The 15,373-nt window shown below is 37.3% G+C and carries 16 protein-coding genes, 1 tRNA gene and 1 other RNA gene (1 of these 18 cut by a window edge); 14 read left to right on the top strand and 4 right to left on the bottom strand.

The window, feature by feature from the left end; all coding sequences use genetic code 11:
* Positions 1-88: 88 nt before the first annotated feature.
* The 10 genes from AAJG31_RS13335 to AAJG31_RS13290 all read left to right on the top strand — a co-directional run bounded on the left by AAJG31_RS13335 (position 89) and on the right by AAJG31_RS13290 (position 8,405).
* A complete protein-coding gene (locus AAJG31_RS13335) occupies positions 89-424 on the top strand; it encodes a metalloregulator ArsR/SmtB family transcription factor (RefSeq protein WP_004233978.1) in 336 nt (111 codons plus the stop codon).
* Between the two features lie 20 nt (positions 425-444).
* Positions 445-1,398: a cation diffusion facilitator family transporter gene (locus tag AAJG31_RS13330; protein ID WP_279493557.1), complete on the top strand. Its 954-nt coding sequence runs from the start codon at positions 445-447 to the stop codon at positions 1,396-1,398.
* A gap of 66 nt (positions 1,399-1,464) precedes the next feature.
* Positions 1,465-1,797 carry a metal-sensing transcriptional repressor gene (locus tag AAJG31_RS13325; protein WP_048390994.1) on the top strand — a complete coding sequence of 111 codons (333 nt, stop codon included), beginning with the start codon at positions 1,465-1,467 and terminating at the stop codon, positions 1,795-1,797.
* A gap of 31 nt (positions 1,798-1,828) precedes the next feature.
* The gene (gene copZ, locus AAJG31_RS13320; RefSeq protein WP_036121975.1) at positions 1,829-2,035 is read left to right on the top strand and encodes a copper chaperone CopZ; all 207 of its coding nucleotides are present in this window, start codon (positions 1,829-1,831) and stop codon (positions 2,033-2,035) included.
* A gap of 81 nt (positions 2,036-2,116) precedes the next feature.
* Positions 2,117-4,528 carry a heavy metal translocating P-type ATPase gene (locus AAJG31_RS13315; RefSeq protein ID WP_279493558.1) on the top strand — a complete coding sequence of 804 codons (2,412 nt, stop codon included), beginning with the start codon at positions 2,117-2,119 and terminating at the stop codon, positions 4,526-4,528.
* A 198-nt stretch (positions 4,529-4,726) separates the two neighbouring features.
* Entirely contained in the window at positions 4,727-5,362 is a 636-nt protein-coding gene (locus AAJG31_RS13310; protein ID WP_048391001.1) for a deoxynucleoside kinase, read from the top strand.
* Positions 5,362-6,030: a deoxynucleoside kinase gene (locus tag AAJG31_RS13305; protein WP_004233968.1), complete on the top strand. Its 669-nt coding sequence runs from the start codon at positions 5,362-5,364 to the stop codon at positions 6,028-6,030. Before AAJG31_RS13310 ends, AAJG31_RS13305 begins: the two co-directional genes overlap by 1 nt.
* 107 nt (positions 6,031-6,137) lie before the next feature.
* Positions 6,138-6,647, top strand: coding sequence for a TIGR00730 family Rossman fold protein (locus AAJG31_RS13300; RefSeq protein WP_009374249.1), 510 nt, complete (start codon positions 6,138-6,140; stop codon positions 6,645-6,647).
* 129 nt (positions 6,648-6,776) lie between these two features.
* Positions 6,777-7,685 (top strand): methyl-accepting chemotaxis protein, encoded by a 909-nt coding sequence (locus AAJG31_RS13295; RefSeq protein ID WP_016995248.1) that lies wholly within the window; start codon positions 6,777-6,779, stop codon positions 7,683-7,685.
* Between the two features lie 99 nt (positions 7,686-7,784).
* Complete coding sequence (locus tag AAJG31_RS13290) at positions 7,785-8,405, top strand: RraA family protein (RefSeq protein WP_115674562.1); 621 nt, start codon at positions 7,785-7,787, stop codon at positions 8,403-8,405.
* 45 nt (positions 8,406-8,450) lie between these two features.
* Here AAJG31_RS13290 and AAJG31_RS13285 read toward each other — a convergent pair whose 3' ends face one another.
* The 4 genes from AAJG31_RS13285 to AAJG31_RS13270 form a co-directional block, all read right to left on the bottom strand.
* Positions 8,451-9,725: a cation:dicarboxylase symporter family transporter gene (locus AAJG31_RS13285; RefSeq protein ID WP_016995246.1), complete on the bottom strand. Its 1,275-nt coding sequence runs from the start codon at positions 9,723-9,725 to the stop codon at positions 8,451-8,453.
* 92 nt (positions 9,726-9,817) lie between these two features.
* A complete protein-coding gene (locus AAJG31_RS13280) occupies positions 9,818-10,696 on the bottom strand; it encodes a response regulator (RefSeq protein ID WP_048391012.1) in 879 nt (292 codons plus the stop codon).
* On the bottom strand, positions 10,697-11,956 hold the full coding sequence (locus AAJG31_RS13275; protein WP_279493559.1) for a sensor histidine kinase: 1,260 nt from the start codon (positions 11,954-11,956) through the stop codon (positions 10,697-10,699). It abuts the gene before it with no gap.
* Between the two features lie 126 nt (positions 11,957-12,082).
* Positions 12,083-12,175, bottom strand: a tRNA-Ser gene (locus AAJG31_RS13270).
* Positions 12,176-12,343: 168 nt separating this feature from the next.
* On the opposite strand from AAJG31_RS13270, the gene ffs reads away from it, so the two are divergent.
* The 4 genes from ffs to recR all read left to right on the top strand — a co-directional run.
* An RNA gene (gene ffs / locus AAJG31_RS13265) (signal recognition particle sRNA large type) lies at positions 12,344-12,611 on the top strand.
* Between the two features lie 141 nt (positions 12,612-12,752).
* Positions 12,753-14,537: a DNA polymerase III subunit gamma/tau gene (dnaX, locus tag AAJG31_RS13260; protein ID WP_048391014.1), complete on the top strand. Its 1,785-nt coding sequence runs from the start codon at positions 12,753-12,755 to the stop codon at positions 14,535-14,537.
* A 20-nt stretch (positions 14,538-14,557) separates the two neighbouring features.
* Positions 14,558-14,872 (top strand): YbaB/EbfC family nucleoid-associated protein, encoded by a 315-nt coding sequence (locus tag AAJG31_RS13255; protein ID WP_004233957.1) that lies wholly within the window; start codon positions 14,558-14,560, stop codon positions 14,870-14,872.
* A gap of 11 nt (positions 14,873-14,883) precedes the next feature.
* A protein-coding gene (gene recR / locus AAJG31_RS13250; protein ID WP_048391017.1) for a recombination mediator RecR crosses the window boundary here: on the top strand, positions 14,884-15,373 show its 5' portion. It continues 107 nt past the right edge of the window; only the first 490 of its 597 coding nucleotides appear in the window; the start codon lies at positions 14,884-14,886; the stop codon falls past the right edge of the window.

Below are 15,373 nucleotides of genomic sequence, written 5' to 3'. Positions count from 1 at the left end.
ATACTTGTTGACATTCCTTATATATCCATATATATTTATATATGAACACATGCTCATATATAAATATTGAAGAATGGGGTAAACTTCTATGGATGAAAAATTAAACAGTTCAGAAATGCAAAAAAATATTGATCAGCATTTAGATGAAGAGACATTATTTGTAGTATCTCAGACTTTTAAAGCCTTGAGTGATCCAACACGAATTCGTATTTTAAACTTACTTTGTTCAGATGAACATTCTGTTAATGATATTGCAGAAATTTTAGATTTAGGCCAATCAACCGTTTCCCACCAATTACGCTTTCTTAAAAATTTAAGATTGGTGAAATTTAGGAGAGAAGGAACAACCATATATTATTCTAAGGACGATGATCACATTATGAATTTATTGAAGCAGGCTATTGAGCATGCGGCTCATAACTAAAATGAAATGGGGGAATAACAATGGGACATCAACACGACCATGGCCATGATCATACACATGGTGCAAATAAAAAGGTATTATTACTGTCGTTTATTATTATTACAGGGTATATGGTAGTGGAAGCCATTGGTGGCTTTTTAACAAATAGTTTGGCTCTTTTATCAGATGCAGGGCATATGTTAAGCGACTCTATCTCTTTAGGCATAGCAATGTTAGCTTTTATGTTTGGGGAAAAAGCTGCAAGCTATAGTAAGACATACGGCTATAAACGATTTGAGATTCTAGCTGCAGTATTGAATGGCATTACATTAATAGGAATCGCATTATTTATTTTCTATGAAGCAATTGAACGATTTACAAACCCACCAGAAGTAGCTACAACTGGAATGCTTATAATTAGTATAATTGGTTTGTTCGTAAACATTTTAGTTGCCTGGATTATGATGCGTGGAAGTGATACAAAGGATAATTTAAATATGCGCGGAGCATTTTTACATGTACTAAGTGATATGCTAGGGTCTGTAGGAGCTATTGTTGCGGCACTATTAATTATGTTTTTTGGCTGGGGCTGGGCAGATCCTCTTGCAAGCGTTATTGTTGCATTATTGGTCGTACGAAGTGGCTACCATGTCACAAAAGCCTCCATTCATGTCTTAATGGAGGGGACACCTTCAAATGTAGATGTTCAGGAGATTATTCAGTTAATAGAGCAGACTGATAGAATAGAAAGTATCCACGATTTACACATCTGGACAATTACTAGTGGAACGAATGCATTATCCTGTCATGCGGTTGTAAATGATCAATTGAAAATAGCTGAGAGTGAGCATATCTTGCGGAAAATTGAACATAATCTTCAACATAAGGGCATTAAGCATGTAACAATTCAATTAGAAACATCCTTACATCGACATGATAATTCTATTTTATGTAAATTAGAAAATGACCATGAACATCATCACGATGAAAAATAAAATTTTTTATGACTTGCATACCCTTCTTGGGTATAGTATGATAATTACAAATAGGAGGTGTAGTGAATGGAGGAGACAGTAAAAGAAGAAGCTTGTCATACAGAGGAAGCTACGTCTTGCCGAAAAAGTCATCACCCTGAGCGTGTGAAAAAGGATTTAACAACTCGCTTAAATCGAATTGAAGGTCAGATTCGTGGTATTAAGGGAATGATTGATAAAGACGTTTACTGTGATGATATTATTACGCAACTATCTGCTACACAATCTGCATTAAATAGTGTGGCAAAAATATTATTAGAAGGTCATTTAAAGGGCTGTGTTGTGGATCGTCTATCAGAGGGCGATGAAGCAGTATTAGATGAGTTAGTAATAACGATTCAAAAGTTAATGAAAAAATAGATTGAAAACATACAAAAGGAGAGATTTTATTATGCAAAACGTAACATTAAACGTACAAGGAATGTCATGTGGTCATTGTGTAAACGCGGTTGAAAAAAACGTTGGTGCTTTAGCTGGTGTTGAACAAGTAAAAGTAAATTTAGCAGAAGGTTTAGTTGATGTTGCATTTGACGATGCACAAGTATCACTTGATCAAATTAAAGAGACAATTGATGATCAAGGCTATGAAGTAAAATAAAATTTGTAGAGTGCTTCTGTGGCACTCTCTTATTTTCAAAAATATATACCCCTAGTCGGTATAAGGAGAGGTGAAAGGTAAATGAGTTCTGATCATAAGGAAGCTAATTTGCAAATTACAGGGATGACATGTGCGGCCTGTGCCACTCGAATAGAAAAAGGGTTAAATAAAATGGATGGTGTAGAACATGCAACAGTAAATTTAGCACTTGAAAAATCATCTATTAAATATGACCCAACTAAACTAAGTGAAGCAGATTTTGAAAAGAAAATAGAAGCACTTGGGTATGGTGTTGTTAAACAAAAAGCTGAACTTGATATTACAGGTATGACATGTGCAGCCTGTGCGACTCGCATTGAAAAAGGGTTAAATAAACTAAGTGGTATTTCCTCTGCTAATGTCAACTTAGCACTGGAAAAAGCGATGATCGAGTTTAATCCTTCGGAAGTATCCATCGCAGATATCATTACAAAAGTTGAGAAGCTAGGCTATGGGGCACATCAAAAGGCAGATGAGCGGGAAACAGTGGATCATCGTGAAAAAGCTATCAAACAGCAACAACATAAATTTATTTTATCGGCAATACTTTCTTTACCACTGCTTTGGACGATGGTTGGTCATTTTTCCTTTACGTCATTTTTATATGTTCCAGAATTTCTAATGAATCCATGGGTCCAAATGGTATTGGCTACGCCAGTGCAATTTATTATTGGTAAACAATTTTATGTAGGGGCATATAAAGCATTACGCAATGGTAGTGCAAATATGGATGTGCTTGTTGTGATGGGGACATCAGCGGCCTATTTCTATAGTGTCTATCAAGCGATTGTAACGATAGGATCACATCATGGTCCACATCTTTATTTTGAAACGAGTGCTGTATTAATTACACTTATTTTATTAGGTAAATTATTTGAGGCAAAGGCAAAAGGACGCTCATCTGAAGCCATAAAAAAACTAATGGGACTTCAGGCAAAGACAGCAATCGTTGTACGTGACGGTATAGAAAAGGAGGTCCCATTAGAAGAAGTTATTATTGGCGATGTTATTTTAGTGAAACCAGGTGAAAAAATTCCTGTAGATGGTGAGGTAATAGAGGGGACAACGGCTGTTGATGAATCGATGCTAACAGGAGAAAGTCTACCAGTTGATAAAAAGCAAGGTGATCTATTATTTGGCTCAACTATTAACAAAAATGGTTTTATTAAAATGACTGCAACAAAGGTTGGACGTGATACAGCATTAGCACAAATTATTAAAGTGGTCGAAGATGCTCAAGGATCAAAAGCACCTATTCAACGTTTAGCAGATCAGATTTCGGGGATTTTCGTACCTATTGTTGTTGGCATAGCCATTGTAACCTTTTTAATTTGGATTATTTGGGTCCGTCCAGGGGAATTTACACCTGCTTTAGAGGTATTAATCGCAGTTCTTGTCATTGCTTGTCCATGTGCACTTGGGTTAGCAACACCAACTTCAATAATGGCAGGCTCTGGACGTGCAGCTGAGTTTGGTATTTTATTTAAAGGTGGAGAACATTTAGAGCAAACACAAGGCATAGATACAGTTGTTGTAGATAAAACAGGAACAGTGACACATGGTAAACCTGAGCTTACAGATGTTCTGTTAGCGCCAGAGCAAGATGAAGCACGCTTTTTATCCTTAATCGGAGCAGCAGAGAAGCAGTCAGAGCATCCACTAGCTGAAGCCATTGTTCAAGGCATAGAAAAACGCGGCATAGCTTTAGGTGACGTTCAATTCTTTGAAGCAATACCGGGTTATGGTGTGCAGGCAACTGTCTCAGGTCAAGGTGTTATCATTGGCACACGTAAATTAATGCAACAATATAGTATTCATATTAATGATATTTTACCAACAATGGAGCAACTAGAACGAAATGGTAAGACAGCCATGTTAGCAGCCATTAATGGGCAATATGCAGGTTTAGTAGCTGTGGCTGATACCGTGAAAGATACATCAAAAGAAGCTATTCGTCGTTTACAGGATATGGGTATTACGGTCATCATGATGACTGGTGATAACGAGCGTACTGCTCAAGCAATTGGAACAGAGGTAGGCGTGAATCATGTTATTGCAGAAGTCTTACCAGAAGGTAAAGCTGATGAAGTGAAAAAACTTCAAGCCCAAGGGAAAAAAGTAGCGATGGTTGGTGATGGTATTAATGACGCACCTGCCTTAGCAACAGCGAATATTGGGATGGCAATTGGTACAGGGACAGATGTGGCAATGGAAGCTGCAGATATTACGCTTATTCGTGGAGATTTAAATAGTATCGCGGATGCCATTCTAATGAGTAGAAAAACAATGCGTAATATTAAACAAAATCTATTTTGGGCATTTGCTTATAATACATTAGGTATTCCAATTGCTGCACTCGGTCTGCTTGCTCCATGGGTAGCAGGCGCAGCGATGGCCTTTAGTTCAGTTTCGGTCGTATTAAATGCACTTCGTTTACAACGAGTGAAATTATAAATAAGTATAAAGGCATCGGGAAGTAGATTCTCGATGTCTTTTTTCTATGTCATCATGAGAAGAATATCCCAGGTAAATTTACTAGAACAATAGGTTGATTCTGTTTTTCATTTTCCTACTATGATAAAATGAAAGGTACTGATTCATTTTATGTAGGACACAATGATCGAATCCATAGAACAAAAGGAGGAGCTTCTGGTGACGGTTCCATTTGTTACGGTAGAAGGTCCGATTGGTGTTGGTAAAACCTCTTTATCGAAAGAGATAGCAGCGACATTTAATTACCATCTATTAAAAGAAATTGTAGACGAAAACCCTTTTTTAAATAAGTTTTATGAAAACATTGAGGAGTGGAGTTTCCAAACGGAAATGTTCTTCCTCTGTAATCGCTATAAGCAACTAACCGATATTAAAAAATTTCGTTTAGCACATGCCAAACCTGTTGTAGCAGACTATCATATTTTTAAAAATTTAATATTTGCGAAGCGTACATTGGCACCAACTGAATACGAGAAGTATGAAGAGATCTATAGAATTTTAACGAAAGACATGCCTGTTCCAAATGTAGTGGTTTATTTATATGCCAGCGTTGAGACATTAATGAAGCGTATCGCCATGCGAGGGCGAGAGTTTGAAAAGATGATTTCACGTGATTACATGGAGCAGCTTGTGGCCGACTATCATTCTTTTATCGAGCATTTTGAAAGCATGCATCCCGAAATTCCAGTTATTCGATTTAATGGAGATCAGCTTGATTTTGTAAAAAATCCCAATGATTTAAATCATGTTTTAAAAATAATTAAAGATACGTTACAACAAAGGAGTTTGCAATAATGAATTTAAGAGAGAAGTACGATATTCCACCACAAACGGTTATTACGATTGCAGGTACTGTTGGGGTAGGAAAATCGACGATGACAAAGGCTTTAGCAGAGGCACTGAACTTTCGTACCTCGTTCGAGAAAGTAGACACAAATCCATACCTTGATAAATTTTATGAGGACTTTGAAAAATGGAGCTTTCATTTACAGGTCTACTTTTTAGCAGAGCGTTTTAAAGAACAGAAGCGTATTTTTGAATATGGTGGAGGATTTGTACAAGATCGTTCTATTTATGAGGATACTGGCATTTTTGCTAAGATGCATTATGATAAAGGAACAATGAGCCCAACAGATTATGAGACTTATACAAATTTGTTTGATGCAATGGTGATGACACCTTATTTCCCACATCCAGATTTGCTTGTCTATCTTGAAGGACCTATTGATGCAGTTATTGGGCGTATTCAAGAGCGAGGACGTACAATGGAGCAACAAACACCGAATGATTATTGGATAGAAATGCATGAACGCTATGAAAATTGGATAAATAATTTTAATTCTTGTCCCGTTCTACGTTTAGATATTAATGATTATGATTTATTAAAAAATCCTGATGCCATTGAATCAATTGTAAGCCGTATCAGTCATATGCTAAAACAAACAAGCCATTTACGAAAATAAAAGTAAAATAAATGACCAAAAAACGTGAGACAATATATAGCCGATTGTTTCACGTTTTTTGAATAGGAGGGATTATTATAAGAATCGCAGTGTATTGCGGATCCGGTTTGGGTAAAAGTCCTATTTATGCAGAGAAAGCTGCTGAGCTTGGTACAGCACTGGCAAAAAACGGTCACGGGGTTGTCTATGGTGGTTCTAAAACAGGCCTAATGGGGAAGGTAGCCGATGCTGTTTTAGCAGCTGGAGGAGAAGTGATTGGTGTGATGCCAACACATTTACAAAAGCGTGAATTGGCCCATGCCTCATTAACAGAAATTCATATTGTAGACTCTATGCATATTCGTAAAGCTAAAATGGCCGAGTTAGCCGATGCTTTTATTGCTCTGCCAGGTGGCGCAGGGACTTTAGATGAATATTTTGAGGTATTTACTTGGGCTCAGATTGGCCTTCATACAAAACCTGTCATTTTATATAATGTCCATGGATTCTATGATGCACTTCTACAGCATTTTAAAACAATGCTAGAGGAAGGCTTTATACGTGCAGAGCAAAAGAAGTTCTTACGTGTAGCGGCTACCTCTGAAGGGATTTTACGTTTATTAAAAAAACATGGATGAACATTCTCCATGTTTTTTATCTTGATGCAGCAGGTACACTAACATCTGCTGCAATTACACTGAGGCATAATTAATGTAATATAAAATTAAATTTTAAGTAAAAAATTAGTAACGGATGGGGTGTTCTTTATGCATAGTGTAGAGGCTCAAGTAACCGATGATTTAGTAGTACAGGCTATTGAACGCAATATAGCTATTATCCGCTTCGATATGGATAGAAGAGTAGCGTATGTCAATGAACTATTTGCTCAAACATTAGGCTATACAGTGCAGGAAATGCTAGGAAAACATCATAAAGACTTTTGTTTGCCAGATTTCGTTAATAGTATGGAGTACGATAAATTTTGGCGTCACCTAACGGCAGGAAACAGCTATCAGGACAAAATAGAAAGAATTGATGCTAGAGGGAATATAATTTGGCTGGAAGCGACATATATGCCTGTCTTCGCAAATAATACAAGAAAAGTAATAGGTGTATCCAAAATAGCTACCAATATCACCGAACGCCAACATGAGATAGTTAGTGTTGCCGACAAGTTGAAGGGCATGTCTAATAAGCTTTACCAGCGTTCAGAGGCGGGCATTCAAAATAGCCAAGATCTACTAGAAACCATTAAAGTGGTTTCAAAGGAATCAAATGAAAATGTAAGTAATCTTGTACAGCTTCAGAAACAAGCAGATTCTATTAAAGGGATTGTCAAAACTATACAAGAAATTGCCTCACAAACTAATTTATTGGCATTAAATGCAGCTATTGAAGCAGCTAGGGCTGGAGAATATGGAAGAGGTTTTGATGTAGTGGCGAAAGAGGTACGTAAGCTTTCTGTAAGAGTTGAACAATCTATTTCAGAAGTGAAGGATAATGTGGAGGGCATTGAGCGAGAAATTGGTCAGGTGACTGATAGTATTACAAAAATAGCAGAAAAAATAGATAAAACAAATGAACAAATTACTGTCACAGCAAATGACTTTAGTGAAATAGCATCTGCTGCTGAAGCCTTAGACGAGCAATCAAAGCAATTTATTGAAATTATTTAATTCTAATAATGACTACTATTTTCGTGATATATTGAAATAGGATATATTTTTTATTTACAATACTAGTGTAAGTCATTAATCATAATAGGGGTGTTATGTATGACAAAAGTGGAAGTAAGCTTTCAGCATTTACCAACAACAGCTATTTCAGATGCAACTGGTGGGCATACCAATGTGCGAAGTGATATTAAGCCGTTAGCAGACCATTTTAAAGTTGCTGGGCGAGCTGTAACTGTACGTTTACCAGATGGTGAAAATGGGGCAGTTTTGGAAGCGATTAGGGCTGCAAATGAAGGGGATATTTTAGTCATTGATGCAAAAGGAAATACAAACCGAGCTGTTGCTGGAGATTTTGTGATCTCCTTAGCAAAAGGGATAGGTGTACAAGGTTTTGTTGTGGATGGTGTAATCCGTGATATTGCAGCAATTCGCGAATTAAATTTCCCTGTATTTTCGTTGGGCACTACTGTAGCAGCAGGCAATAAAAACGGCGGTGGTCAAGTAAATGTACCGATCGCCATTGGAGGAGTTACGGTTCATCCTGGTGATTATATTATTGGGGATGTGGATGGTGTAATTGTTGTGCCACAGCAAGATGCTGAAAAAATCGTTGTAGCGGCAGAGGCTAAGCTTGAAAAAGATGAAAAACGCGCTCAAGAAGCACATGCCAATGGAAAAGAATCAATTATCGCTTATTTAGATAAAGTGTTAGCAAAATAAAAAAACCCTCACGATGCCATCCAACATCGTGAGGATTTTTTTAAATTACGCTAGATTTTCATTATCATTAAAGTAATTTTTCATCTTTTCTCGATCGAAACGGCCTTCCCATTTAGCCATTACTAATGACGCTAATGAGTTACCAATTACGTTAACAACTGTACGTCCCATATCAAGAATACGGTCAATACCAGCAATGAAGGCTAGTCCCTCAAGTGGAATACCTACAGTACCTAAAGTTGCTAGAAGTACTACGAATGATACGCCTGGTACACCTGCAATACCTTTTGATGTAACCATTAATACAAGCATTAACGTAATTTGTTCACCAATGCTTAGGTGAATACCGTACATTTGTGCAATAAATAATGCTGCAATGGCTTGATATAGTGTTGACCCATCTAAGTTAAAGGAGTAACCGGTAGGTATAACAAAAGATACAATATCCTTTGGCGCCCCTAATTTCTCCATTTTCATCATAATACGTGGTAACACAGCTTCAGAACTTGCTGTTGAGAAGGCTAAAATTAGCTCATCTTTTAATACTTTAATTAAATAGAAGATGCTGATTCCTGCGAATTTTGCCACAAGTCCAAGAACGACAAAGATAAAGAATAGCATTGTTGCATAAACAAGGATTGCTAATTTGGCAAGTGGAACCAGTGAAGCAAACCCATATTTGGAAACGGTTACACCAATTAAACCAAATACCCCTAGTGGCGCGAATTTCATTACGAGGTTTGTTACCCAGAACATAGCATCTGCTACCCCTTGGAAGAAGTCTAAGACTGGTTTCCCTCGATCTCCTACTGCAGCAACCCCTAAACCGAAAATAACTGAGAAGAAGATAATTGCTAGCATATTACCTTCAGCCATTGACTGAATAATATTTGTTGGGACGATGCCTACAATGATATCAAATGGTCCCTCATGCTGAACTTCCTCAGTTGTTGATACATACTTCGAAATATCCCCTTGAGATAATTCATTCATGTTAAGACCTGCACCAGGTTGGAAAATGTTTGCGGAAAGTAATCCAACTACGATTGCGACCGTAGTAATAATCTCAAAGTAAATTATAGATTTCCCGCCTAATCGTCCAAGTTGCTTCATATCTCCAGTACCAGCAACACCAACGATTAATGTCGAAATAATAATCGGTACAACAATCATCTTAATAAGATGTAAAAATATATCCCCTAATGGTTGTAGATATGTCTCAATTTTGGGATTTCCGTAAAAGATACCACCAACAATGATCCCTAAAATCAAACCGATTAAAATCTGAGCGGCTAAACTGACTTTAAATTTCTTTTTCAAATCCTTTGTACCTCCCCTAATATTAAATTTTTAGGACACGCCTTACTTTAATAATACGGAGGACTTATGGAATCCGACAAAATCCGAGAAAATTAATTTACTTTTGTTAAAATGTCTGAATATAACACTTGAATAAACTTCTTAATATTTACCTTTGCTTTACGATTATCGTGATCTTCAATCTGTGTCATGAGCTGACGAATTTCTTTAAAATCAAAGTAGCGAGGGGCATAGTACTCGAATTCTGAGTTTGTGTAATCAACAACCCCTAAATTAGCGAGATTAATCATGGCAGCTAATATTGTACGACGCACACGCTGCTCGATGGCTTTACTCTCTTTTAAAATTTCATCTGGCGTAGCCTTGGTCACAGCTGCAATTTCTTCATAAAGCTCTTTTAATGGAGGAAGGGGGGCAATCTTGTGCTGGTGAGCAAGTAATGTTTCTATAATGGCAATGATATCCTCACTACCAATTTCCCCGACAATCCCCATATCATTCAAAATAGATTGAATATGGTCTCGTGATGTAGCTTTATGAGTCTTTTGTTCACTTAACTCAATATTTGTAAGTGATTGACGTATCACTAATAGTGAATTTTTAAGTCGAAATTGTTCAGTTGTTTTTTTCAAAACATTTTCGACTTCAATACGATTGATTGGTTTATGAATGAAGAAATCAATTCCTTGCTCATATGCTTCGCCAACCATTTCCTTATTCACTACCTGTGAAATCATAATAAATTGTCCCTCGAAACGATTTTGCATAAGTTGTTCCACAGTTGCTATGCCATCAAGCTTAGGCATCAGTAAATCAATAAGCACAAACTCTGGCTGTGTCATTAAAATTTGTGGAATGGCATCCTCACCATTGCGAGCCTCACCAATAACTGTTCCTAACCCGCTATCTTCAATAATTTGCTTTAACATAACACGACTTGCACGATCATCATCTACAATAAAATACCTCATTTAAGTCTCTCCCGTTTGAATAGTTTGCGTAGGAATTATGATTTTAAACGTTGTGTATTGATTGTTTGATTCAACGGTTATTGAGCCTTTTAATTTTTCTACTAGTTCAGCAACATGTGAAAGCCCAATGCCAGTTGCTGCAACACCATCAACATTGAATTTAGTGGTGTATCCAGGTTCAAAAATAACAGAAATATCTGCTTGTGAAATCCCTTGTCCATTATCACATACGGTTATTACAGTATTATCCTCTTGGCGCTCAATAGCAATAGAAATGATCCCTTGCTTTTCAATAGCCTCAACAGCATTGGCTGATAAATTATTTAATAGAGCAAGGAGTGCAATATGATCTTTCGTTTGAAAATCGAAGTCTATACATGTATTAAATTGTATTTCCTTACCGAGTAATTCTGCATATTTCCTATTACCTTCTTCAATATAATGCAATAATTCTGATAATACAAAAGGGCCAAAGCTCTTTTCACCGACAATCTTTGAAATACCAGCATATATCCGTTGAGAATCCTTTTTCACTTCATGGATTTCCTGGGCAATATGAAGTGCTTGTAAACTTTCCGCTCGAAAACCTAGCGTCTTTAACTGACGATATAATTCATAACCACTACCTGTAATTGTTTCAATATGATTCATTGATTTTTTTAAATATAGTGTCTCCACATAGAGATCAGATCCAATATTCAGCATTTCTTGTACCTGTTTTTTTTGTTCAGCTATCAAAATAGAGCTGTAAATCCCTACTACAAAAAAGCTTCGTAATAATGCCACTGCTAATAGGATCAAGAGATCATGGAGAAATAAAAAAGTATATGTTTGGACAAAAAAGCGGAAAATTTGTTCAGCTAAATTACTGATAACCTCACTAAAAGCAACGAGTAAACCAAGTTTTAGTGGTTTTTCTCTGTATTGTTGAATATCTAAAATTTGCAGGCATACTGCAAACAATACATAAAATAAACCAGCTGGTAAATGGTTAAATATACTCTCGGCAATCGGAACATCATGTAATGTCGAATTAATAACCCGAAAAATAGTTGTCACAATACTGGTAGCTACACCGGCTAAAATAATTGGTGTAGGTTTAATTAATGTGCATAAAAAGAAGACAATGGTTCCTAAACCAAAACGGAAAGTTGTATTAGCAAAAGGCATAATTTTAATTTCACTACCTATTGCGGTCATAACAGCAATAATGAAAATCCAAGTAAGGGAAGCACGCGTCATAAGTAATTTCGATTGCAATTCAACAACCTCCCATCATTGATATAATAAAAAATACCACAACCGAGGCGGAAGTGGTATCTAACAAGTAATACATACAATTTGGGCAAAAAAAAACGGCTACATTCGTAGTCGAAAATTTAAAACTGGAGGAGGTAGAGGGATTCGAACCCCCGCGCGGTGTTACCCGCCTGTCGGTTTTCAAGACCGATCCCTTCAGCCAGACTTGGGTATACCTCCATGTTATATTGCTTTACTGTCTTATCGACAAAAATAAATTTATCATAACTAGAAACGAACGTCAAGATAATTTTTGAAAAAATATATAATGTTTAAATTGTCACTTAGAAATAAATAATTTGTGCATTAAGTTGCATTTTATACAAACAGTCAGTATACTAGTTATTGCCGTGCTAGGTGGGAAGGTAGCGGTGTCCTGTAACTCGCAATCCGCTCTAGCGAGACTGAATTCCTTTTTCGAGGCTGTCCGTATTGTTTGGTCTGCCTTTTGCACGTAGTGTTGACGATTGGGTCCTGCGCAATGGATACCCATGAACCATGTCAGGTCCGGAAGGAAGCAGCATTAAGTGGTCTTATTCATGTGCCGCGGGGTTGCCTAATCTGAGCTAACGACAAGAGTAACGCTTATGTGCGGCTGTCAAGGAAAGGTGCACGGCATTAAATTGCCAATTCAAAGCATCCGTCTATTATAGGCGGATGCTTTTTTATTTTAAATTTAGCATCTTCATTTTCTATATAATGCTGCAAATGCTATAATAAAACTATTCAATTAAATGGAGAAGGAGAGAGGAAATCAGTGACGTATCAAGCATTTTACCGTGTGTATCGACCACAATCTTTTCGAGAAATGTCTGGTCAAACACATGTCAAAAGAACGCTACAAAATGCTCTCCTAGCAAATAAAACAACACACGCTTACTTGTTTTCTGGGCCCCGTGGTACAGGGAAAACAAGTACTGCTAAAATCTTTGCGAAGGCCTTGAATTGTGAACATGCACCATCGAAAGAGCCTTGTAATGAATGTGCTACATGCATGAGTATTACAGATGGTTCTCATCCAGATGTAATTGAATTTGATGCAGCCTCAAATTCACGTGTTGAAGAGATTAGGGATATCATAGAAAAGGTTCGTTTTGCTCCCGCAAGCAGTAGATATAAGGTGTACATCATAGACGAAGTGCATATGCTTTCTACAAGCGCTTTTAACGCTCTTTTAAAAACGTTGGAAGAACCACCTCCTCATGCTGTGTTTATTTTAGCAACTACAGAGCCTCATAAATTGCCTGCTACGATCATTTCTCGTTGTCAGCGTTTTGATTTTAAACGACTTTCTACTAATGATATTATTGAACGTATGAAGGTTGTTTTGGAAGATATTGACTTGCCATATGAAGAACAAGGTTTAAAGGTGATTGCACAATCAGCCGCAGGGGGAATGCGTGATGCTTTAAGCTTATTGGACCAAGTTGTGTCTTTTAGTGGCGAAAAATTAAAACTTGAGGATACGTTATTAGTTACAGGTTCTATTAGTCAGGATGTTTTTTATGATCTAGCGGAGGCACTTAAAGTAAAAGATGTTGCGCAAATGCTTGCCCTTTTAGAGCAACTTATAGCTGACGGTAAGGACCCTTTGCGGCTCTCAGAGGATTTAATTACATTTTTCCGCGATTTATTATTACTTCAAACAAGTGATGATTTAGCTGAACTTTTAGAGCTTGTATCTCCTGAGGAACGTGTATTCACTTTAGCACACGAATTTGCACCAAATATGCTTTATGGGTATATTGATATACTTGCAAAAACACAGCAAGAGATGCGTTTCTCTCACCATACAAAAATTTATTTAGAGACGGCTTTGCTTAAAATGGTACAGTTTTCAGGAGGGATAGCCCATCAAACGGTGACTACAAATGAAATGGGAGAAAACCCTGATCTCACTCAAAAAATTGTGGCTCTTGAACAGCTGGTTCAGCAACTATCCTTACAACTGCAAACGGGGACTCCTGTGCAAACGCCGACAGCACAAAAAGAGCAACGGCCCCGAGCTAAAAGTCCGAATGGTTATAAAGCACCTACAGGTCGTATTCAGGAAGTGCTGAAAGATGCCACAAAGCAAGATGTGCAACGCATTAAGTCCATTTGGGCGCAAGCCTTAAGTCAAATGCAAAAATCACAATCTGCTCTTTTAGCAGAAGCCGAACCTGTTGCGGCATCTTCAAGTGCTTTTGTGTTAAAATTCAAGTATGATATTCATTGTCAGATGGTTGCCGACAACCAGTCTTTAAAGGCTCACTTTACACAATTAATTGCAGGGCAAACTGGTACAATGTACGAGATGCTATGCATACCAGAAGAATCATGGTTAAAAATGCGTGAAGAGTTTATTCGTGATCATGGTCTGCAGCAAAAGAAATCACAGTCTGAATCAGAGCATGGAGAAGAATTATTAGAGCCACCACCGGCAGAAATGCCAGAAGAACCATTTATCGATGATGCCCAACCTCTTGCTTCACAAGATCCACTTGTGACTGAGGCTGAAAAGCTCTTTGGTAAAGATTTTGTTGAAATTATTGAAGATTAAATTTTTAGGAGGAAACATTTATGCGTGGAATGGGAAATATGCAAGGTATGATGAAAAAAATGCAAAAAATGCAAAAGGAAATGATGGAGGCACAAGAAGCTTTAAATGCTGAGCAATTCGAAGGTGTTGCAGGCGGCGGTATGGTGAAAGTAACAGTTTCTGGTCAGCGTGAAGTAGTTTCAGTAAATCTGGATGAATCTGTAGTAGACCCAGAAGACATAGAAATGCTACAAGACCTAATTGTTATTGCAACAAATGAAGCGTTGAAAAAAGTAGAAGAAAAAACAAACTCAACTATGGGTAAATTCACGCAAGGCTTAAACCTTCCATTCTAGGAGGTATTCATATGTACTACCCAGAACCAATATCTAAATTGATCGATAGTTTTATGAAATTGCCAGGTATCGGGCCGAAAACTGCGGCTCGTCTGGCGTTTTTTGTGTTAACAATGAAGGAAGATGATGTATTATCTTTCTCTAAAGCACTGATTGATGCTAAACGAAACCTAAGCTACTGTTCTGTTTGTGGCAATATAACAGATGTAGATCCATGTCACATATGTACAGATAAGCAGCGAGATCATTCTATTATTTGTGTTGTACAAGATACAAAAGATGTGATTGCAATGGAAAAAATGCGTGACTACAACGGTATGTACCATGTACTTCAAGGAGCAATTTCACCAATGGATGGTATTGGTCCAGAAGACATTAATGTTGCTTCTTTGCTAGTGCGCTTGCAAGATGAAAGTGTCCAAGAACTTATTTTAGCTACAAATTCAACAATCGAGGGTGAGGCAACCGCTATGTACATTTCTCGCCTTGTCAAACCGTCTG

The sequence above is a fragment of the Lysinibacillus sp. BS3 genome (assembly GCF_039614735.1).
Taxonomy (GTDB): domain Bacteria; phylum Bacillota; class Bacilli; order Bacillales_A; family Planococcaceae; genus Lysinibacillus; species Lysinibacillus capsici.
Note: the sequence above shows the minus strand (reverse complement) of the source record. Positions and strands in the feature narration are given on the sequence as shown.